The sequence below is a fragment of the Pseudomonas sp. GNP012 genome, from assembly GCF_054343835.1.
Genome location: NZ_JBTGUU010000001.1, coordinates 4,445,473 through 4,465,977, shown reverse-complemented (window position 1 = coordinate 4,465,977; position 20,505 = coordinate 4,445,473). Strand labels below are relative to the sequence as shown.

Here is a 20,505-nt window from a genome sequence, read left to right as displayed (position 1 = left end):
CTGCTCCCGTGAAAAAAAGTGCCGCAGTTTATCAACTGACGACCCGCAGCGCCTTACCGCTGAAGTATCCCAGTGCGTTTTCGGTCACCTGGCCGACGATCCTCTGGCGCGCTTCACGGCTGCCCCAGGCGTTGTGCGGGGTGACGATCAGGCGCGGGATATCGTGGGCCAGCAGTGGATTGCCGTTGACGGGCGGTTCGACGCTCAGCACGTCAGTGGCGGCGCCGCCCAGATGACCGTTGCGCAAGGCATCGGCCAACGCCTGTTCGTCGATCAGGCCGCCGCGGGCGGTGTTGATCAGGAACGCTTCGGGTTTCATCGAGGCCAGTTCGCGGGCGCCGATGAAGTGGCGAGTGTGTTCGTTGAGCGGGCAGTGCAGGGTCAGGGCATCGACTTGCGGTAGCAGTTCATCCAGTGGGAGGCGGTCCGGCCGGGCAGGGCGTCCGGGAATCTGCCCCAACAGCACGCGCATGCCGAAGGCTTCAGCGAGCCGTGCGACTGCGCCGCCCAATTCGCCGTGACCCAGCAGGCCAAGGGTTTTGCCTTCGAGTTCGACAATCGGGTAGTCCAGCAAGCAGAACTGTTTGGCCTGTTGCCAGCGGCCTGCGCCGACGGCTTTTTGATAATCGGCCAGGCGCGTGGCCAGGTTGAGCAGCAGCATGATCGTGTGCTGCGCCACCGACGGCGTGCCGTAACCCTGGCAGTTGCACACGGTGATCCCGTGGGCGCGGGCGGCGGCGAGGTCGACGTTGTTGGTGCCGGTGGCGGTGATCAGGATCAGCTTGAGGTCAGGGCTGGCGGCCATGGCGGCGGCGTCGATCAGGATCTTGTTACTGATGGCTACCGTGGCACCCTTGAGGTGTTCGATGACTTGATCGGGCAAGGTCTGGGTGAATAGCTGCAATTCGCTGAAACAACTGCGCAGCGGGTTGAGGTCAAGGTCGCCGAGGTCCAGGGACGGGTGGTCGAGGAAAACGGCGCGGCGAGTATTCGGCATCAACTGTACCTTTTGTGCATTGAACTGAAGGCGTAATCTGCCGAGCCTACCAGATGAAATAAATAGTTACGCTTGGCCTGAAGGAGCCCCACATGTACTGGACAGAGTTCTTGACCGTTGCCCTGATTCACTTGTTGGCCGTGGCCAGCCCCGGCCCGGACTTTGCCGTGGTGGTACGTGAAAGTGTTACCCACGGTCGCCGCGCGGGTACCTGGACCGCACTGGGTGTGGGCACGGCGATTTTCCTGCACGTGGGTTACTCGCTCTTGGGTATCGGCCTGATCGTGTCCCAGTCGATCGTACTGTTCAACGCCTTGAAATGGGCCGCCGCCGCTTACCTGCTGTACATCGGTTACAAGGCACTGCGCGCGCAACCGGCCAAGCCTGTGGCGGACGATCTGCACAAGGAAGCGGGGGAGCGCACGGCCCGTGGTGCCTTTACCTCGGGTTTCGTCACCAACGGTCTCAACCCGAAAGCCACGCTGTTCTTCCTCTCGCTGTTCACCGTGGTGATCAACCCGCACACACCACTGGCCGTGCAAGCCGGTTACGGGGTTTACCTGGCAGCCGCGACAGCGACCTGGTTCTGCCTGGTGGCGATGTTGTTCAGCCAGCAGCGCGTACGCGCCGGTTTTGCGCGCATGGGGCACTGGTTCGACCGGACCATGGGCGCGGTGCTGATTGCGATTGGCGTGAAGCTCGCTTTTACCGAGATGCATTGATCAAAGGTGATTCCCTGTAGGCGTTGTCGCAGTGCGTAATAAATGGCAAATACTGGCCCAATGCCAGTATTTGCGGGGCTCTACAAATCATTCCTTTGGCTGATTTGGCTGACGATCAGGGGCACTACAGTGCGTACTTTCAGTCACGTCCGTGCAGTCAGAAAAAGGGATTCTTATGTTGCAGACTCGCGTTATCCCCCCGGCCGAAGGCGCTTACCAATACCCGCTGCTGATCAAGCGGCTGCTGATGTCCGGTGCCCGTTATGAGAAAACCCGCGAGATCATCTACCGCGACAAGTTGCGCTACAGCTACCCGACCCTGATCGAACGGGTGGCCCGCCTGGCCAACGTGCTGACAGCGGCCGGGGTCAAGCCTGGGGATGCCGTGGGTGTGATGGACTGGGACAGCCATCGTTACCTGGAATGCATGTTCGCCATCCCGATGATCGGCGCGGTGATTCACACCATCAACGTGCGCCTGTCGCCGGAACAGATCCTCTACACCATGAACCACGCCGAGGACCGCTTTGTGCTGGTCAACAGCGAGTTCGTCGGCCTCTACAAGGCCATCGAAGGGCATCTGACCACGGTCGACAAAACCCTGTTGCTGACGGACCTGCCGGAAAAAACCGCGGACCTGCCGAACCTCGTCGGCGAATACGAACAACTGCTGGCCGCGGCGAGCCCGCAGTACGATTTCCAGGATTTCGACGAAAACTCGGTCGCGACCACGTTCTATACCACCGGCACCACCGGCAATCCCAAGGGCGTGTACTTCACCCATCGGCAACTGGTGCTGCACACCATGGGCGTGTCGACCATCATGGGCGCGATCGACAGCGTGCGCCTGCTGGGTACCAGCGACGTTTACATGCCGATCACCCCGATGTTCCACGTCCACGCCTGGGGCTTGCCGTATGTGGCGACCATGCTCGGACTCAAGCAGGTGTACCCTGGCCGCTATGACCCGGAGTACCTGGTGGAGTTGTGGCGCAAGGAGAAGGTCACGTTCTCCCATTGCGTGCCGACCATCCTGCAAATGGTCCTCAATGCCAAGGCCGCGCAGAACGTCGACTTCGGCGGCTGGAAAATCGTCATCGGCGGCAGCGCCCTGAACCGCACTCTGTACGAGGCGGCCAAGGCCAGGGGCATTCAGTTGACCGCCGCCTACGGCATGTCGGAAACCGGGCCACTGGTATCGTGCGCGCACTTGAACGATGAGTTGATGGCCGGCACCGAAGACGAGCGCACCACCTACCGGATCAAGGCCGGCGTGCCTGGGCCGCTGGTGGAGGCGGCGATCGTCGACACCGAGGGCAACTTCCTGCCTGCTGACGGCGAGACCCAGGGCGAACTGGTGCTGCGCGCACCCTGGCTGACCGAGGGTTATTTCAACGAGCCGCAGAAGGGCGCCGAGCTCTGGGCCGGAGGCTGGCTGCACACCGGCGACGTGGCGACCCTGGACAGCATGGGTGTGATCGATATTCGTGACCGCATCAAGGACGTGATCAAGACCGGTGGCGAGTGGATCTCCTCTCTGGACCTGGAGGACCTGATCAGTCGTCATGTGGCGGTACGTGAAGTAGCAGTGGTGGGAATCCCTGATCCGCAGTGGGGAGAGCGGCCGTTCGCCCTGCTCGTAGTCCGTGAAGGTCACGTCATCGGGGCGAGGGAACTCAAGGAGCACCTCAAGCCATTTGTGGAGTTGGGGCACCTGAGCAAGTGGGCGATTCCGAGCCAGATCGCCCTTGTTACTGAAATTCCCAAGACCAGCGTCGGCAAACTCGACAAGAAGCGCATTCGTGTCGACATCAGCGAATGGCAGGCCACCAACAGCACCTTCCTTTCGACGCTTTAAGCAGCTCCCGGCGTGCCCGAAAGGGCACGCCGGCCCCACCAAGCAAGCGCTTGGCTTGTCAAATCGAAATATTCAGCCATCCTTGCCGTGCCGACGGGTGTCGGACTGGCGAAAGGACTGTTCCAGAGTGGCTGGCAACTGCAAATCACACTTTAGAGGGATCAAGCACTACTGCCTGCTGGCTATAGTCCGCTCAAGGATTTTTAAGAACGGGGCAACCGCACGAACCGGGGCGATGCAACTTTGGAATGACTTTGGGATGCCATGGCTCCCGGTTATCCACAACGTTTTTAGAAGTGCTCAATGCCATAAAAATAAAATGCACATGGAGTAGCGTCGATGACATCAGTAAACCAGTTCTGGCGCCGGGCGAAGCTGCCCCTGGCTGTCAGTCTTGCCTCTACGCTCGCCGGGCCAGCATTCGGCGTCAGTTTCAACGTCGGTGAAATCGAGGGGCAGTTCGACTCATCCCTGTCGGTCGGTGCCAGTTGGTCTACCGAAAGTGCCAACAAGAACCTCATCGGTGTCAACAACGGCGGCAAGGGGCTGTCCCAGACTTCTGATGACGGTCACCTGAACTTCAAGAGCGGGGAAACCTTCTCGAAGATCTTCAAGGGCATCCATGACCTTGAACTGAAATACGGCGATACCGGTGTTTTTGTCCGTGGCAAATACTGGTACGACTTTGAACTGAAGGACGAAAGCCGTCCGTTCAAGGACATCAGCGACGCGGGCCGCAAGGAAGGCGCCAAGTCCGCTGGCGGCCAGATCCTCGACGCCTTCGTCTACCACAACTACTCCGTTGCTGATCAACCAGGCTCCGTACGTCTGGGCAAGCAGGTGGTGAGCTGGGGTGAAAGTACCTTCATCGGTGGCGGCATCAACTCGATCAACCCGATCGACGTGTCCGCGTTCCGTCGTCCGGGTGCCGAGATCAAGGAAGGCCTGATCCCGGTCAACATGTTCTATGTGTCCCAGAGCCTGACCGAAAACCTCTCGGCCGAAGCGTTCTATCAAATTGAATGGGACCAGACCGTCGTCGACAACTGCGGCACGTTCTTCTCCCAGCCGGACATCGTTGCCGACGGCTGTAACGACAACCTGCGGGTACTGGCCAAGCGCTCGCAGATTCCGGCCATTGCCCTGGGGCCTTTGGCCGCCAACGGCGTGGACGTCAACAATGAGGGCGTTCTGGTGCGTCGTGGCCCCGATCGTGATGCTCGCGACGGCGGTCAGTGGGGCGCGTCCCTCAAGTACATGTTCGAACCGCTGGACACCGAGTTCGGCGCCTACTTCATGAACTACCACAGCCGCGCACCGATCTTCAGTGCAACAGGCGCGCCGCAGTCGGTCTACAACACTGCAGCGGCACTCCAGGGTGGCCCGTTCGCCGCGCTGGCGCCTTTGCTGGTGGCGGGTAATTCGCAGTACTTCATCGAATACCCGGAAGACATTCGCCTGTATGGCTTGAGCTTCTCCACCACCCTGCCTACCGGTACGGCGTGGAGCGGTGAGATCAGCTACCGTCCGAACGCTCCGGTGCAGCTCAACTCCACCGACATCCTGTTCTCCGGTGTCCGTCCTATAGGCAATAACAACCCGAACAACCCGTTGACCAATGCATCGCTGCTTACCGGCGTGCCGGGTCAGGACCTGCACGGGTATCGTCGCAAGGAAATCACCCAGTTCCAGACCACCCTGACGCACTTCTTCGACCAGGTCATGGGCGCCAGCCGCCTGACCCTGGTGGGCGAAGTGGGCGTGACCCACGTCGGCGGCCTGGAAAGCACTTCCGATGTTCGTTATGGCCGCGATCCAGTCTACGGCCCGGGTGAGTTGCCACCTTCTGGCGCGCTCGATACCTGCGTGGCGCTCAACACCAGCACCATCAACGGTGCCGGCCCGGGTACGCCGACCAACAACCGCAGCCGCAACTGCAACGACGAAGGCTTCACCACTGCGACTTCGTGGGGATACCGCGGTCGTGCCATCTGGGAATACAACGACGTGTTTGCCGGTGTGAACCTCAAGCCGAACGTTGCCTGGTCCCATGACGTGGAAGGTTACTCCCCTGGCCCTGGCGGCAACTTCGAGGAAGGCCGCAAGGCGGTCAGCCTCGGTGTCGACGCCGAGTACCAGAACACCTACACCGCGAGCCTGGCCTACACCAACTTCTTCGACGGCAAGTACACCACCGTGGATGACCGCGACTTCGTTGCGCTCAGCGTCGGCGTGAACTTCTAAGCACAGTATTTTCAGGACGAACGCAAATATGAAAATAACAAAGAGTCTGTTCCACGCCGGTGTTCTGGGGCTTTCGCTGCTGGCAACCAGCGTCATCGCAGCAGTTCCCCAGGCCGAGGCCGACAAGCTGGGCAAGAGCCTGACCCCGATGGGCGCCGAAATGGCGGGTAACGCCGACGGTTCGATCCCGGCCTGGAAGCCGATGGCGAAGAATGCCGGTACGGTCGACAGCAAAGGTTTCCTGTCCAATCCGTTCGCCAGCGAGAAACCGCTGTTCACCATCACGGCGCAGAACGTTGACCAGTACAAGGACAAGCTCGCACCGGGCCAGTACGCGATGTTCAAGCGCTACCCGGAAAGCTTCAAGATGCCGGTCTATCCATCCCATCGCGGTGCTACCGTGCCGGATGAAGTATTCGCCGCCATCAAGCGCAACGCCACCAACACCAACCTGGTGTCCGGCGGCAACGGTCTGGAAAATTTCGAAACCGCCATTCCGTTCCCTATTCCGAAAAGCGGCGTTGAAGTCATCTGGAACCATATCACCCGCTATCGCGGTGGTAGCGTGACCCGCTTGGTAACCCAGGCCACACCACAGCCGAACGGCTCGTTCAGCCTGGTGTACTTCCAGGACCAGTTCGTGTTCCGCGACAAGATGAAGGATTACGACCCGAAAAACCCGGGCAACATTCTGTTCTACTTCAAGCAGAAAGTGACTGCGCCGGCGCGTCTGGCCGGTGGTGTACTGCTGGTTCACGAAACCCTCGACCAGGTCAAGGAGCCGCGCTCGGCGTGGGTCTACAACGCGGGCCAGCGTCGTGTGCGCCGTGCACCGCAAGTGTCCTATGACGGCCCGGGTACCGCGGCTGACGGCCTGCGTACTTCCGACAACCTGGACATGTTCAACGGTGCACCGGATCGTTACGACTGGAAGCTCGAAGGCAAGAAAGAGATGTACATCGGCTCCGATGCCTACAAGCTCGACGATCCGAAACTCAAGTACGCCGACATCATCAAGGCCGGTCACATCAACCAGGACCTGGCGCGTTACGAGTTGCGTCGCGTGTGGCATGTAGTTGCCACCCTGAAGGAAGGTCAGCGCCACATCTACGCCAAGCGTGACTTCTACATTGACGAGGACACCTGGCAAGCAGCGGTCATCGACCATTACGACGGTCGCGGTCAATTGTGGCGCGTCGCCGAGGCGCATGCCGAGAACTACTACGACAAGCAAGTGCCGTGGTACGCCCTCGAAGCCCTGTATGACCTGCAGTCGGGTCGTTACCTGGCGCTGGGCATGAAGAACGAAGAGAAGTCGGCTTATGACTTCGGCTTCACTGCCACCACCAGCGACTTCACCCCGGCCGCCCTGCGTCAGGACGGTGTTCGCTAAGGTGAACTGAGTAGAGGCCGCACCCTCTGAAACGCCCCGACTGGTTCGGGGCGTTTTTTTTTGCTTGTAGACTTTTTGTAGCCATTTGTAGCAATTACCTTCATTCCCTATCCGTTTACGGCTAGTCTGCGGACATCTGCAACGCCGCCATCCGCAATTCAAACAAGAGCCGGCTATGACTGATTTGTCCACACCCTCAGGTTCTGCACAGGTTGCCGTCGCGACACTCGACGGGCGGTTTTTCCGTCCGCCGTTGCCCGACGGCCATGTGCTGCGTCCACGATTGTGCGAGCGTCTGAGTGCCGGACTGGCAGGCAGGTTATTGCTGGTCAGTGCCCCGGCAGGGTTCGGCAAGAGTTCGCTGGCGGTGGAGTTCTGTCAGGGATTGCCGGCACACTGGCAAAGTCTCTGGCTGGGGTTGAGCCCGCGAGACAGTGACCCGGGACGCTTTCTCGAGCGGCTGCTGGAAGGCCTTCAGGACTATTTCCCGCAACTGGGCAGGCAATCCCTCGGGTTGTTGAAAATGCGCCAGCGCCATCAGCCGTTCGCATTCGAAGAGTGGCTCGACGGCTTGCTCGACGAACTGGCCGTACACCTGTCCACGGCGAAGCCCTTGCTGCTGGTGCTGGATGATTACCACCTGGCTCAGGGGCCGGTGCTGGACCGTTGCCTGCAGTTTTTCCTCAACCATCTTCCCGATGGTTTGCTGGTGATGGTCACCAGTCGCCAACGTCCCGACTGGCACCTGGCGCGGCTGCGGCTGTCGCGGCAATTGCTCGAATTACATGAACAGGATCTGCGCCTGACCCACGACGAGGCCTTGAGCCTGCTCGACCGGCACAGCAGCTCCTTGCGCGGTGAGGCACTGGAAAACCTGATCCAGCGCAGTGAAGGCTGGGTTGCAGGGTTACGCTTCTGGCTGCTGGCGGCTTCGGAGGCGGGCACCGATGGCGCGCTGCCGCAATCGTTGCATGGCGGGGAAGGGCTGATCCGCGATTATCTGCTCGAAGAAGTCATCGATTGCCTGCCCGCCGAGGTCCAGTCGTTCCTCTATGACACGGCACCCCAGGAGCGTTTCTGCAGCGAACTGTGCGATGCCGTTCGCGACGCCCATGACAGCGGGGAGATCTTGCGCTTCCTGCTTGCCCATCAAGTGTTCCTGGTACCGCTGGACGAGCATGGTCACTGGTATCGCTATCACCATCTGTTTTCCGATCTGTTGCGCACGCGGCCGACGTCCCAGTCGATGGTGCCGGCCGCGAGCCTGCACCTGCGCGCCTGCCGCTGGTTCAATGCCCAGGGACTGCTCGATGAGGCGGTGGAGCAAGCGTTGCGTGCCGGTCACCTGGACGTCGCAGCGAACCTGGTGCAGAACCTCTCCGAAGAGCAGCTGCTGGCCGAGCAGAATGTCGGCATGTTGCTGCGCTGGAAAATGGACTTGCCTGACAGCTTGCTGATCAGCACGCCGCGACTGATTGTGCTGTATAGCTGGGCGCTGGGCCTGGCTTGCCAGCTGGATGCTGCCGAAGAGCTGGCCAGCCATCTGAGCCGCTTCCTGCCTGCTCCGTCGGCCACCGCCCAGAAGTCCATGCTGGCTCAATGGCTGGCGTTGAGTGGCATCATTGCCCGTGGACGAGGCAACCGCGAGCTGACGCTGCAGTACTGCCGCGAGGCATTGGAAAGTCTTCCGGCCAAGCGTTACGGCCAGCGCCTGATGTGCCTCTCGACCCTGTCCAACCTGGCCATTGCCGACGGTGATTTGTGGCGGGCGCGGGGGCTGAACCGCGAATCGCTGGAACTGGCGCAACGTGTCGGCAACCCGTTGTTCGAAGCGCTGGCGCACTACGACCGCGCACGGGTGCTGCAAGCGCGCGGAGAAATCTGTCGGGCACTGGAAGAGGTCCGTCAGGGCATGCAACGCCTGCAGAGCTTGTCTGCACAACGGCTGTATGCGGTTCGCGCCCGACTGACCTTGTACGAAGGCTTTTTGCTGGCCCTGCGCATGCAGCCGCAATTGGCGCGGGTCCGATTACAGGCCGGTCTGAGCGAGGCGCGCGCCTGCCGTGACATCAGCGTGCTAATCGGCCACTGCGTGATTGCCAGGCTGGAAGGCAGCAGCGGCGAGTTCGCCAAAGCCTTTGCCGAGTTGGCCGAAGCCGAGCGGCTCATGCACATCTGGGACGTGCCACCGATCTACTACCTGGCCATGATCACCCTGGTCAAATGCGAGCTCTGGCTGGCCCAGGGGCGTACCGATCTGGCCGAAGCCTGGCTGGCGCGCCTGGGGCAGACCTATAACGGCGAGAACGGGGCGGCACCACCGGAGTTCCATCCGCAATTGCCCTTGCATATCGAATTGCAACAAGCCTTGCTGGAAGTCATCCAGGGCCAGCCGATGCTGGCTGAAGGGCGATTGAATGCGCTGCTCGAACATGGCCAGCAAAGCGGTCGGCAGATGCTCAGTGCCATGGCGCTGACCCAGAAAGTGGCGTTGTTGCTGGGCAGCGGACGGGAGCCGGAAGCACGCAAGGCACTGGTCCAGGCGCTGGACGCCGCTGGCGGAGGCGTGCTGCAACCCTTCGAGGGCCTGCTGGCCGAGCATCCGGACTGGCTGCGTGGGCAGCTTCAACAGTGTTCACCAACCCCTGTTTCCATGAGCCTCAGTGAAAAGCTGCCGGCATTGACTGCCCGCCCTGGAGCGGAATCCGGCGCGGCTGCGGAGCAACTCAGCACGCGGGAACTGGCGGTTCTGCGATTGATCGCCCAAGGCTGTTCGAACCAGGAAATCAGCGATCAGCTGTTTATTTCCCTGCACACGGTCAAGACCCACGCCAGCCACATCAACAGCAAACTCGGGGTCGAGCGGCGTACGCAGGCCGTGGCGCGGGCGAAGGAGTTGGGGGTGCTGGGTTAAGGATTTTTCACGTTACATATCGCGGCCCTTGGCTGGATACTCAATTGTGCGAAAATCGCCCGTCCCCGTTTATCGAGCAGGCCCCCGATGTCCCAGCATCCCACCCTCATCCGCGAAACCTTCCCCGTCGGCCCGTTGCAGTGCAACTGCACGATCATCGGCGACCCGGTGACGAAAAAGGCCATCGTCGTCGATCCGGGTGGCAATCATGAGCTGATCCTGGCGCGTCTCGATGCCTTGGGGCTGAAAGTGGTCAGCATCATTCACACCCACGCCCACCTCGATCATTTCCTGGCGTCCGGTCAACTCAAGGAGAAAACCGGCGCGACCCTGCATCTGCACAAGGAAGACCAGTTTCTCTGGGACAACCTGGAAATGCAGTGCCAGATGTTCGGTGTCCCTTACACCCCGGTACCGTCCCCGGATCGCTGGCTGGCCGATGATGAAGAGCTGGCCTGCGGTTGTGGCGTGTCGCTGCACACGCCTGGGCACACACCGGGGTCGATGAGTTTCTGGTTTGCCGATGCCAAGCTGCTGATTGCCGGTGACACGTTGTTCAAGCGTGGGGTAGGGCGCACGGATTTGTGGGGCGGCGACCAGGCCACCATCGTGCGTTCGATCAAGCAGCGTTTGTACACCCTTGACGAAGAGGCGACGGTGGTGACCGGGCATGGTCCGGACACCCGTCTGGGCGATGAAATGCGCGAAAACCCCTTTGTACGGGCCTGATTTGTAACGAACGGAATTTTTGTTTCCGGAAATGATCCAACACCTGCAAAGGCTGTGCCTTGGTCCGTTGCACCACAGAATGCAAAAACGTAGGAGCTATACATGTTCACCACGCGTCGTTTGATTATTGTCGCTACGGCTGTGGCCGTTTTGTCCGGTTGTGCCACGCCCAACCCTTACGGCGGTCAAGGCCAGGCTCAGGGGCAGGCGGACAGCGGCTCCGAAGGCATGAGCAAGACCGCGAAGTATGGTGGTCTCGGCGCTCTGGCCGGTGCGCTGGCTGGTGCTGCGATTAACCACGATAACCGTGGCAAGGGCGCGCTGATCGGTGCGGCAGTGGTCGGTGCTTCCGCCGCCGGTTACGGCTACTACGCCGACCAGCAAGAGAAAAAGCTGCGCGCCAGCATGGCCAACACCGGTGTTGAAGTGCAGCGCCAGGGCGACCAGATCAAGCTGATCATGCCGGGCAACATCACGTTCGCTACCGATTCGGCAAACATTGCCCCAAGTTTCTATCAGCCGCTGAACAACCTGGCGGGCTCGCTGAAAGAGTTCAACCAGAACCAGATCGAAATCGTGGGCTATACCGACAGCACCGGCAGCCGCCAGCACAACATGGACTTGTCCCAGCGTCGTGCACAAAGCGTGGCCACCTACCTGACCTCGCAAGGGGTCAGCGGTGCCAACCTGAGCGCTCGCGGCGCGGGTCCGGATAGCCCGGTTGCCAGCAACGGCGACGCCAATGGCCGGGCGCAGAACCGCCGTGTAGAGGTTAACCTCAAGGCGATTCCGGGCCAGCAGTATGGTGGTCAGCAGCAAGGTACAGTTCAGCAGTACCCATAAGCGCCTGACTGAACCCCGGGCGTAAAAAAGCCCGCCCTATCCTCAACAGATCGGGCGGGCTTTTTTTTGTTGCCAGATCCGGCCCCTTCGCGAGCAAGCCCGCTCCCACAGGTTATGTGTTGAATGCAGATTTTGTGTACGACATCGACCACTGTGGGAGCGGGCTTGCTCGCGAAGAGGCCAGGCCAGGCAACAGAAATCCGGAACAGACAGAAATAAAAAGCCCCCGGACAATCACTCGTCCGGGGGCTTTGTCACACCTGAAACCTGATTACTTCTTCAGGCCGTAATGCTCATCGAGCATGCCTGGTGCGTTCGGGGCTTTTGGTGCGTAGTCGCGAGGCGGCTCCTGATTGCGCGGTGGCGTCAGGCGTTCACGGGGTGCCTGCGCCGCATCGGCGTGCAGGGAGGCCAGCAGGCGTTGGCGAGTCTGTTCGTCCAGGGCCAGGCGGTTGGCACCCTCGGCGAGATGGTCCTGCACTTCCTGATAGCTCGCAGTCAGTTTCTTGACCAATGAAGCAGTGCTGTTGAAGTGGGTCACCACTTCGTTCTGATAACTGTCGAAACGTTCCTGAATATCGTCCAGCTGACGTTGCGTGCTGCTAGGCGCGGCATTCGGCGCAAGGCGAGCGATCAGGAACCCAATGGCGACACCCACAACCAGGGCAAGAGTCGGTAGCAACCAAACTAAGAGCGAGTGTTCCACGAGTCCTTCCTCTATAAACGGCTTTGCTTTACGTTAACGGCTCGAACCTGCGCTGTATACCGCGATTCACTCGCAATAGACAGCCACAGACAATTTGCTAGACGAGTCGACCCGATTCGAGGTCACGGAGTTCCTTCCTTGCTTATGCGCGAAACCCCTGTAGTGATTGATGGCCCGGTGGGTCAACTGGAAGCCCTTTACCTGGACAACGAGCAGCCTCGCGGCCTGGCGCTGATCTGCCATCCAAACCCGGTCCAGGGTGGCACCATGCTCAACAAAGTGGTTTCGACCCTGCAGCGCACTGCGCGCGACGCCGGACTGGTCACCCTGCGCTTCAACTATCGTGGCGTCGGTGCCAGCGAGGGCTCTCACGACATGGGTACCGGAGAAGTTGATGATGCCCAGGCTGTCGCCGAGTGGTTTCGCAATAAACACCCGGAGTTGCCGCTGACCCTGTTCGGTTTTTCCTTCGGCGGTTTTGTTGCAGCAAGTCTCGGCGGACGCCTTGAGGCCAAGGGCGAGCCGCTCAAGCACCTGTTCATGGTCGCGCCGGCGGTCATGCGCCTTGGGGACCAGGATCAACTGCCGCAGCAGGGTGAGCTGACCTTGATCCAGCCGGAAACCGACGAAGTGATCGATCCACAAGTCGTTTACCAATGGTCCGAGAAGCTCGAACGTCCCCATGAGCTGCTGAAAGTGGCAGAATGCGGACACTTTTTTCATGGCAAGCTGACCGATCTCAAGGATCTGATCCTGCCGCGTCTCTCGAATTGATTGCAGTCTGACAAGCGATTACCCATGACGACTCGTACCCGTATCCTCACCGGCATCACCACCACCGGCACGCCGCACCTGGGCAACTATGCTGGCGCCATCCGCCCGGCGATCGTCGCCAGCCGTGACAGCAATGCTGATTCGTTCTACTTCCTGGCCGACTACCACGCCCTGATCAAATGCGATGACCCGCTGCGCATCCAGCGCTCGCGTCTGGAAATCGCCGCGACCTGGCTGGCCGGTGGCCTGGATGTCGAGCGCGTGACCTTCTACCGCCAGTCCGACATCCCGGAAATCCCCGAGCTGACCTGGCTGCTGACCTGCGTCGCCGCCAAGGGCCTGCTCAATCGCGCCCACGCCTACAAGGCTTCCGTGGACAAGAACGTCGAGACCGGCGAAGACCCGGACGCCGGCATCACAATGGGCCTGTACAGCTACCCGGTGCTGATGGCTGCGGACATCCTGATGTTCAACGCGCACAAGGTGCCGGTCGGTCGCGACCAGATCCAGCACGTGGAAATGGCGCGGGACATCGGCCAACGCTTCAACCACCTCTTTGGCCAGGGCAAAGAGTTCTTCACCATGCCCGAGGCGTTGATCGAAGAGAGCGTTGCCACGTTGCCGGGCCTGGATGGCCGCAAGATGTCGAAGAGCTACGACAACACCATTCCGCTGTTCAGCAGCGCCAAAGAGATGAAGGACGCGATTTCGCGGATCGTCACCGACTCCCGCGCACCCGGCGAAGCCAAGGATCCGGACAATTCGCACCTGTTCACCTTGTTCCAGGCGTTCGCCACCCCGGCGCAGGCCGACGAGTTCCGCAGCGAACTGTTGCAGGGCCTGGGTTGGGGCGAGGCGAAGAATCGTCTGTTCCAGCTGCTGGGCAATGAACTGGGCGAATCCCGTGAGCGCTACAACCAACTGATCGAGCGCCCGGCGGATCTGGAAGACATCCTGCAGCACGGGGCGAAAAAGGCTCGTGCGGTAGCGACACCCTTCCTCAATGAATTGCGTGAAGCGGTGGGCTTGCGCTCCTTCGTTGCCCAGACCCAGGTGGCGGCGACCGTCAAGAAAAAAGCCGCGAAAGCTGCGCGTTTTGTCAGCTTCCGTGAAGACGACGGCAGTTTCCGCTTCCGTCTGCTGGCCGCCGATGGTGAACAACTGCTGCTGTCGCGCAACTTCGCCGATGGCAAGACCGCCGGTCAGGTGACCAAACAACTGCAATCGGGTCAGCCACTGGACGTGCGAAATGAAGAACTGAACTTCAGTGTCTGGCTGGAAGGCGAGTGCGTTGCCGACGGCCCGGCCTTTGTCGACAGTGCTGCGCGTGATGCTGCCGTCGAGGCTTTGCGCATCGCCCTGACACCTGTTCAGGAATAAACAACGGTCCGGCCCGACCAAGGGCCGATTGCCATTCCTCCGGGCCGTCGCTACAGTGTCGGCCCGTTTTTGTTGCCTTGCTAACGAATTATGACGCCCCTAGAACGATATCAAGCTGATCTGAAACGCCCGGAATTCTTCCATGATGCCGCGCAGGAAACTGCCGTGCGTCATTTGCAGCGCCTGTACGACGATCTGGTCGCGGCCGAGCAAAACAAGCCGGGCCTGCTGGGTAAGTTGTTTGGCAAGAAGGATCAGACCCCGGTCAAGGGCCTGTATTTCTGGGGCGGCGTAGGTCGCGGCAAGACTTACCTGGTGGACACCTTCTTCGAAGCGCTGCCTTTCAAGGAAAAGTCCCGTACGCACTTCCACCGCTTCATGAAGCGCGTGCACGAAGAGATGAAGACCCTGGGCGGCGAAAAAAACCCGCTGACCATCATCGCCAAGCGCTTCGCCACCGAAGCCCGGGTCATCTGCTTCGATGAATTCTTCGTTTCCGACATCACCGACGCCATGATCCTTGGCACCCTGATGGAAGAACTGTTCAAGAACGGCGTGACCCTGGTCGCGACGTCGAACATCGTGCCGGACGGCCTGTACAAGGACGGCCTGCAACGCGCGCGCTTCCTGCCGGCCATTGCGCTGATCAAGCAGAATACCGAGATCGTCAACGTCGACAGCGGCGTCGACTATCGTCTGCGTCACCTCGAACAAGCCGAGCTGTTCCACTATCCGCTCGACGAAGCCGCCAACGAAAGCCTGCGCAAGAGCTTCCGTGCGCTGACGCCGGAATGCACGGCTGCGGTCGAAAATGACGTGCTGATGATCGAAAATCGTGAAATTCGTGCCCTGCGCACCTGCGATGACGTGGCCTGGTTCAACTTCCGTGAACTGTGCGACGGCCCGCGCAGCCAGAATGACTACATCGAACTGGGCAAGATCTTTCACGCCGTACTGCTCAGCGATGTCGAGCAGATGAGCGTCACCACCGACGACATCGCCCGACGCTTCATCAACATGGTCGACGAGTTCTACGACCGCAACGTGAAGCTGATCATTTCTGCCGAAGTCGAACTCAAGGATCTGTACACCGGCGGGCGCTTGAACTTCGAGTTCCAGCGCACCCTGAGTCGTCTGCTGGAAATGCAATCCCACGAATTCCTGTCCCGGGCGCACAAGCCGTAGGACATTGCCGAAAATAAAAAAGGCCTGCATTGCAGGCCTTTTTTTTGCGCTGAAGAAACCTCCATTCACCGCAATCCCTGTGGGAGCGGGCTTGCTCGCGAAGGCGTCGTGTCAGTTGATGTTAATTTCGCTGACACTCCGCTTTCGTCGGAACGCCGCCCGGAGCAAGCCCGCTCCCTCATTGGATTTTTGTTGGGTCTGGATCTACGCAGCCTGCTGAAACTGCTGCCGATACTGGTTCGGCGACAGCTCCGTGTGCTGGCGGAACAGTCGCGCGAAGAAGCTCGCATCGTCATAGCCCACCTCATAGCTGATGGTCTTGATGCTCTTGCGGCTGCCGGACAACAAGCCCTTGGCGGTTTCGATGCGCAGGCGTTGCAGGTAATGCAGTGGCTTGTCGCCGGTGGCGGTCTGGAAGCGGCGCATGAAGTTGCGGATGCTCATGCCGTGTTCGCGGGCGACGTCTTCGAAGCGGAACTTGTCGGCGAAGTGTTCTTCGAGCCAGTGCTGGATCTGCAGGATGATCACGTCCTGGTGCAGCTTCTGGCCGCCAAAACCGATGCGTCCCGGCGAGTAGCTGCGCTGTACCTCGTACAGGATGTCCCGCGCTACGGCTTGGGACACATTGGCGCCGCAGAAGCGCTCGATCAGGTAAATGTAAAGGTCGCACGCCGAGGTGGTGCCGCCGGCGCAGTACAGGTTGTCGGCGTCTGTCAGGTGTTTGTCCTGATTGAGCTGGACCTGTGGGAAGCGTTCGGCGAAGGCATTGAAGAAGCGCCAGTAGGTGGTCGCTTCCTTGCCATTGAGCAACCCGGCTTCGGCCAGCCAGAACACACCGGTGGCCTCGCCGCACAGCACGGCGCCGCGCGCATGCTGTTGGCGCAACCAGGGCAGGACTTGGGGGTAACGTTTGCAGAGACTTTCGAAATCGTCCCAGAACGCGGGAAGAACGATGATGTCGGCGTTTTCCAGCCCGCCGTCCACCGGAATCATCACATCGCTGAAGGTGTTGACCGGTTTGCCGTCGGGGCTGACCAGGCGGGTTTCGAACGCCGGTGTCAGGCCCTGGCCCAGCTGTTTGCCGTAGCGCAGGCTGGCGAGGTGGAAGAAATCCTTGGCTTGCATGAGGGTGGAAGCGAAAACCCGGTCGATGGCCAGGATGCTGACGCGCCGCAGGGGCGTGGATGCTTGGTTAGACATAATTCAACTTTATTTTTATAGGGGGAAGTGGTCACCAGACGGCTGGATCGTCTTATTTTTTGTCGGATGTGTCCAGTGTCCTGTATCGGAAGCGAGGCATAGTCTCTGAAGGTCAACTCCTTCTAAAAACAAAGAAAAGGTGCCGCATGATCCCCAGAACCTTGTTCAGTTCCGAGCACGAGCTTTTCCGCGACAGCGTGCGGACGTTTCTCGAAAAGGAGGCAGTACCCTTCCATGGGCAATGGGAAAAACAAGGCTATATCGACCGCAAGCTGTGGAACAAGGCAGGGGAGGCGGGGATGCTCTGCTCACACTTGCCGGAAGAGTACGGCGGACTGGGGGCGGACTTTCTCTACAGCGCGGTGGTGATCGAAGAAGTGGGGCGACTTGGCCTGACCGGCATCGGTTTTTCCCTGCACTCGGACATCGTGGCACCGTACATCTTGCATTACGGTAGTGAGGCGCTGAAGCAGAAGTACCTGCCGAAACTGGTGTCCGGCGAGATGGTTACCGCGATCGCCATGACCGAACCGGGCGCCGGTTCCGACTTGCAGGGAGTGAAAACCACGGCCGTGCTCGATGGCGACGAATACGTGATCAACGGCTCCAAGACTTTCATCACCAACGGCTACCTGGCCGATCTGGTGATCGTCGTCGCCAAGACCGATCCGAAGGCCGGCGCGAAGGGCACCAGTCTGTTTCTGGTGGAAGCCGATACGCCGGGCTTCGACAAGGGCAAGCGCCTGGAGAAGGTCGGGATGAAAGCCCAGGACACCTCGGAGCTGTTCTTCCAGGACGTGCGTGTGCCCAAGGAAAACCTGCTGGGCCAGGCCGGGATGGGCTTTGCCTACCTGATGCAGGAATTGCCTCAGGAGCGCCTCACGGTGGCCGTTGGCGGGCTGGCCTCGGCCGAAGCGGCGCTGCAATGGACGCTGGACTACACCCGCGAGCGCAAGGCGTTCGGCAAGTCGATCGCGGATTTCCAGAACACCCGGTTCAAACTGGCGGAGATGGCCACGGAAATCCAGATCGGCCGTGTCTTCGTCGACCGCTGCCTGGAACTGCACCTGCAAGGCAAGCTCGACGTGCCGACGGCGGCGATGGCCAAGTACTGGGGGACCGACCTGCAGTGCAAGGTGCTCGACGAGTGTGTGCAGTTGCACGGTGGCTACGGGTTCATGTGGGAGTACCCGATCGCGCGGGCATGGGCGGATGCGCGCGTGCAGCGGATCTATGCCGGGACGAACGAGATCATGAAGGAGATCATTGCGAGATCATTGTAGGAGCGAGCTTGCTCGCGATGGTCGTCAACGATAACGTTGAAAACCTGACACCCAACGGTGTGCTCAGGTTTTTCGCGAGCAAGCTCGCTCCTACAAGTGAGGGTTATGGCGCCGGATTCGGATGATCCTTGTGAATCGCCTCGATCCCTTCCAGCACTTCCTCCGACAGCTTCAAGTCGAAACTGGCGATGTTGCTCTCCAGTTGCTCCATGGTGGTCGCGCCAATGATGTTGCTGGTCACGAACGGCTGCTGCGTCACGAAGGCCAGGGCCATTTGCGCCGGGTCCAGACCGTGTTCGCGAGCCAGGGCCACGTACCGGCTGCAGGCTGCTTCCGACTGTGGGTTGAAATAGCGGCTGAAGCGGCTGTAGAGGCTCAGGCGACCTTTTGGCGGGCGGGCGCCACCTTCGTACTTGCCTGACAGGAAACCGAACGCCAGCGGTGAATAGGCGAGCAGGCCGCATTGCTCGCGGATGGCGATTTCCGCCAGGCCGACTTCGAAGCTGCGATTGAGCAGGTTGTACGGGTTCTGGATCGATACGGCGCGCGGCCAGCCACGGGCTTCGGCCAGGGCCAGGAAGCGCATGGTGCCCCACGGCGTTTCGTTGGACAGGCCGATGTGGCGGATCTTGCCGGCCTTCACCTGTTCGTCGAGCGCTTCGAGGGTGTCTTCCAGCGGGGTCAGGTTGGCTTCGATCTTGTGCTTGTAACCCAGTTGCCCAAAGAAGTTGGTGCTGCGTTCCGGCCAGTGCAACTGGTACAGGTCGATGTAGTCGGTTTGCAGGCGCTTGAGGCTGGCGTCCACGGCTTCGGTGATGTGCTGCCGATTGTGCCGGAGGTTCTTGTCGCGGATGTAGTCGATGGTATTGCCGGGGCCGGCGATCTTGCTGGCCAGGATCCAGTCGCCGCGGTCGCCGCGGCTTTTGAAGTAATTGCCGATGTAGCGTTCGGTGGTAGCGTAGGTTTCGGCCTTGGGCGGCACCGGGTACATTTCGGCGGTGTCGATGAAGTTGATCCCGGCGCTCTTGGCTCGTTCAATCTGGGCGAAGGCGTTTGCCTCGCTGTTTTGCTCGCCCCAGGTCATGGTTCCGAGGCAGAGGGCACTCACGTTCAGATTGGTTCGGCCTAGCTGGCGATAGTCCATCGTGCTGCTCCTTGGGCAAAACAATCATAAAAGCAGGTTGAATTATTTTTCGCAATCTGCATAATTGCGCACCTCTTTCTGCAGTGGAAGTGATGCGCCGCCGCCGAAGAATCTTGCCGTTGAACGGACGCGCCGACCCGAGCCCCCGAAAGCGTCTGTATCCGGCTGCCTTTGACTTGTCAAAGTACGCACTATTCAGTAAGATCCGCCGTCTAATTTACAGGGCGGCCCCTGAGGCTATAAAGAATGAAAACTTTTACTGCTAAACCGGAAACAGTAAAGCGCGACTGGTTTGTCGTCGACGCTGCTGGTCAGACCCTGGGTCGTCTGGCCACCGAAATCGCGAGCCGTCTGCGTGGCAAGCACAAGCCTGAGTACACTCCTCACGTTGACACCGGCGACTACATCGTCGTAATCAACGCTGAGCAAATCCGTGTTACCGGTGCTAAAACCACTGACAAAATGTACTACTCCCACTCCGGTTTCCCGGGCGGCATCAAGTCGATCAACTTTGAAAAGCTGATCGCCAAGGCCCCTGAGCGCGTGATCGAGACCGCGGTCAAAGGCATGCTGCCTAAGAACCCGCTGGGTCGCGACATGTACCGTAAGCTGAAAGTCTATGCGGGCGCTGCACACCCTCATACTGCTCAGCAGCCCCAAGAACTGAAGATTTAACGGAATAGTTCATTATGTCGGCGACTCAAAATTACGGCACTGGCCGTCGCAAGACCGCAACCGCACGCGTTTTCCTGCGTCCGGGTACTGGTAACATCTCCATCAACAATCGTTCGCTGGATAATTTCTTCGGCCGCGAAACTGCCCGCATGGTAGTTCGTCAGCCGCTGGAATTGACTGAGACTGTCGAGAAGTTCGACATCTACGTCACCGTGATCGGCGGTGGTGTGAGTGGTCAAGCTGGCGCAATCCGCCACGGCATCACCCGCGCTCTGATGGACTACGACGAGACTCTGCGCAGCGCCCTGCGTAAAGCCGGCTTCGTAACCCGCGATGCTCGTGAAGTTGAACGTAAGAAAGTCGGTCTGCGTAAAGCGCGTAAGCGTCCGCAGTACTCGAAGCGTTAATTCGCTTTCACGTTCAAAAAAGAACGCCCAGTTTCCTCACGGAGCTGGGCG

17 protein-coding genes are annotated in these 20,505 nt (G+C 60.0%); 13 read left to right on the top strand and 4 right to left on the bottom strand.

Annotated features, from left to right (window positions below):
* Positions 1–31: 31 nt before the first annotated feature.
* The gene (locus tag ACXX83_RS20095; RefSeq protein WP_458549421.1) at positions 32–997 is read right to left on the bottom strand and encodes a 2-hydroxyacid dehydrogenase; all 966 of its coding nucleotides are present in this window, start codon (positions 995–997) and stop codon (positions 32–34) included.
* Between the two features lie 92 nt (positions 998–1,089).
* Here ACXX83_RS20095 and ACXX83_RS20090 point away from each other — a divergent pair, with 92 nt between their 5' ends.
* The 7 genes from ACXX83_RS20090 (at position 1,090) to ACXX83_RS20060 (ending at position 11,700) form a co-directional block, all read left to right on the top strand.
* Positions 1,090–1,719, top strand: coding sequence for a LysE family translocator (locus ACXX83_RS20090; RefSeq protein ID WP_007972540.1), 630 nt, complete (start codon positions 1,090–1,092; stop codon positions 1,717–1,719).
* A 175-nt stretch (positions 1,720–1,894) separates the two neighbouring features.
* Positions 1,895–3,577 (top strand): fatty acid--CoA ligase, encoded by a 1,683-nt coding sequence (locus ACXX83_RS20085; protein ID WP_126052836.1) that lies wholly within the window; start codon positions 1,895–1,897, stop codon positions 3,575–3,577.
* Positions 3,578–3,916: 339 nt separating this feature from the next.
* A complete protein-coding gene (locus ACXX83_RS20080) occupies positions 3,917–5,821 on the top strand; it encodes a DUF1302 domain-containing protein (RefSeq protein ID WP_458549420.1) in 1,905 nt (634 codons plus the stop codon).
* Positions 5,822–5,849: 28 nt separating this feature from the next.
* Complete coding sequence (locus ACXX83_RS20075) at positions 5,850–7,214, top strand: DUF1329 domain-containing protein (protein ID WP_015096792.1); 1,365 nt, start codon at positions 5,850–5,852, stop codon at positions 7,212–7,214.
* A gap of 175 nt (positions 7,215–7,389) precedes the next feature.
* The gene (locus ACXX83_RS20070) at positions 7,390–10,128 is read left to right on the top strand and encodes a winged helix-turn-helix domain-containing protein (protein ID WP_126047500.1); all 2,739 of its coding nucleotides are present in this window, start codon (positions 7,390–7,392) and stop codon (positions 10,126–10,128) included.
* Positions 10,129–10,215: 87 nt separating this feature from the next.
* Positions 10,216–10,857 carry an MBL fold metallo-hydrolase gene (locus ACXX83_RS20065; protein ID WP_458549419.1) on the top strand — a complete coding sequence of 214 codons (642 nt, stop codon included), beginning with the start codon at positions 10,216–10,218 and terminating at the stop codon, positions 10,855–10,857.
* A gap of 102 nt (positions 10,858–10,959) precedes the next feature.
* A complete protein-coding gene (locus ACXX83_RS20060) occupies positions 10,960–11,700 on the top strand; it encodes a YiaD family glycine zipper/OmpA-like lipoprotein (protein ID WP_217836331.1) in 741 nt (246 codons plus the stop codon).
* Positions 11,701–11,971: 271 nt separating this feature from the next.
* On the opposite strand, the gene ACXX83_RS20055 is transcribed toward ACXX83_RS20060, so the two are convergent.
* Positions 11,972–12,406: a Z-ring associated ZapG family protein gene (locus ACXX83_RS20055; RefSeq protein ID WP_126047494.1), complete on the bottom strand. Its 435-nt coding sequence runs from the start codon at positions 12,404–12,406 to the stop codon at positions 11,972–11,974.
* Between the two features lie 144 nt (positions 12,407–12,550).
* On the opposite strand from ACXX83_RS20055, the gene ACXX83_RS20050 reads away from it, so the two are divergent.
* The 3 genes from ACXX83_RS20050 to zapE all read left to right on the top strand — a co-directional run bounded on the left by ACXX83_RS20050 (position 12,551) and on the right by zapE (position 15,745).
* Complete coding sequence (locus ACXX83_RS20050; RefSeq protein WP_458549418.1) at positions 12,551–13,180, top strand: alpha/beta hydrolase; 630 nt, start codon at positions 12,551–12,553, stop codon at positions 13,178–13,180.
* A gap of 24 nt (positions 13,181–13,204) precedes the next feature.
* A complete protein-coding gene (locus ACXX83_RS20045; RefSeq protein WP_458549417.1) occupies positions 13,205–14,560 on the top strand; it encodes a tryptophan--tRNA ligase in 1,356 nt (451 codons plus the stop codon).
* A gap of 90 nt (positions 14,561–14,650) precedes the next feature.
* Positions 14,651–15,745 (top strand): cell division protein ZapE, encoded by a 1,095-nt coding sequence (gene zapE / locus ACXX83_RS20040; RefSeq protein WP_007998226.1) that lies wholly within the window; start codon positions 14,651–14,653, stop codon positions 15,743–15,745.
* Positions 15,746–15,949: 204 nt separating this feature from the next.
* Here the strand turns inward: zapE and ACXX83_RS20035 are convergent, their stop codons facing one another.
* Positions 15,950–16,870 (bottom strand): GlxA family transcriptional regulator, encoded by a 921-nt coding sequence (locus ACXX83_RS20035; protein WP_177325126.1) that lies wholly within the window; start codon positions 16,868–16,870, stop codon positions 15,950–15,952.
* A 221-nt stretch (positions 16,871–17,091) separates the two neighbouring features.
* Here ACXX83_RS20035 and ACXX83_RS20030 point away from each other — a divergent pair, with 221 nt between their 5' ends.
* Complete coding sequence (locus tag ACXX83_RS20030; protein WP_015096781.1) at positions 17,092–18,228, top strand: acyl-CoA dehydrogenase family protein; 1,137 nt, start codon at positions 17,092–17,094, stop codon at positions 18,226–18,228.
* A gap of 103 nt (positions 18,229–18,331) precedes the next feature.
* On the opposite strand, the gene ACXX83_RS20025 is transcribed toward ACXX83_RS20030, so the two are convergent.
* The gene (locus tag ACXX83_RS20025) at positions 18,332–19,372 is read right to left on the bottom strand and encodes an NADP(H)-dependent aldo-keto reductase (RefSeq protein WP_458549416.1); all 1,041 of its coding nucleotides are present in this window, start codon (positions 19,370–19,372) and stop codon (positions 18,332–18,334) included.
* 246 nt (positions 19,373–19,618) lie between these two features.
* Here ACXX83_RS20025 and rplM point away from each other — a divergent pair, with 246 nt between their 5' ends.
* Positions 19,619–20,047: a 50S ribosomal protein L13 gene (gene rplM / locus ACXX83_RS20020; RefSeq protein ID WP_003228062.1), complete on the top strand. Its 429-nt coding sequence runs from the start codon at positions 19,619–19,621 to the stop codon at positions 20,045–20,047.
* Between the two features lie 14 nt (positions 20,048–20,061).
* On the top strand, positions 20,062–20,454 hold the full coding sequence (gene rpsI / locus ACXX83_RS20015; RefSeq protein WP_003228056.1) for a 30S ribosomal protein S9: 393 nt from the start codon (positions 20,062–20,064) through the stop codon (positions 20,452–20,454).
* Positions 20,455–20,505: the final 51 nt, after the last annotated feature.

Coding starts and splice junctions, on each gene's coding strand:
- ACXX83_RS20045 (WP_458549417.1), top strand. CDS start 13,205: ATGACGACTCGTACCCGTATCCTCACCGGCATCACCACCACCGGCACG.
- ACXX83_RS20030 (WP_015096781.1), top strand. CDS start 17,092: ATGATCCCCAGAACCTTGTTCAGTTCCGAGCACGAGCTTTTCCGCGAC.
- ACXX83_RS20050 (WP_458549418.1), top strand. CDS start 12,551: ATGCGCGAAACCCCTGTAGTGATTGATGGCCCGGTGGGTCAACTGGAA.
- ACXX83_RS20070 (WP_126047500.1), top strand. CDS start 7,390: ATGACTGATTTGTCCACACCCTCAGGTTCTGCACAGGTTGCCGTCGCG.
- ACXX83_RS20080 (WP_458549420.1), top strand. CDS start 3,917: ATGACATCAGTAAACCAGTTCTGGCGCCGGGCGAAGCTGCCCCTGGCT.
- ACXX83_RS20065 (WP_458549419.1), top strand. CDS start 10,216: ATGTCCCAGCATCCCACCCTCATCCGCGAAACCTTCCCCGTCGGCCCG.
- ACXX83_RS20085 (WP_126052836.1), top strand. CDS start 1,895: ATGTTGCAGACTCGCGTTATCCCCCCGGCCGAAGGCGCTTACCAATAC.
- zapE (WP_007998226.1), top strand. CDS start 14,651: ATGACGCCCCTAGAACGATATCAAGCTGATCTGAAACGCCCGGAATTC.
- ACXX83_RS20095 (WP_458549421.1), bottom strand. CDS start 997: ATGCCGAATACTCGCCGCGCCGTTTTCCTCGACCACCCGTCCCTGGAC.
- ACXX83_RS20060 (WP_217836331.1), top strand. CDS start 10,960: ATGTTCACCACGCGTCGTTTGATTATTGTCGCTACGGCTGTGGCCGTT.
- ACXX83_RS20025 (WP_458549416.1), bottom strand. CDS start 19,372: ATGGACTATCGCCAGCTAGGCCGAACCAATCTGAACGTGAGTGCCCTC.
- rpsI (WP_003228056.1), top strand. CDS start 20,062: ATGTCGGCGACTCAAAATTACGGCACTGGCCGTCGCAAGACCGCAACC.
- ACXX83_RS20035 (WP_177325126.1), bottom strand. CDS start 16,870: ATGCAAGCCAAGGATTTCTTCCACCTCGCCAGCCTGCGCTACGGCAAA.
- ACXX83_RS20090 (WP_007972540.1), top strand. CDS start 1,090: ATGTACTGGACAGAGTTCTTGACCGTTGCCCTGATTCACTTGTTGGCC.
- ACXX83_RS20075 (WP_015096792.1), top strand. CDS start 5,850: ATGAAAATAACAAAGAGTCTGTTCCACGCCGGTGTTCTGGGGCTTTCG.
- rplM (WP_003228062.1), top strand. CDS start 19,619: ATGAAAACTTTTACTGCTAAACCGGAAACAGTAAAGCGCGACTGGTTT.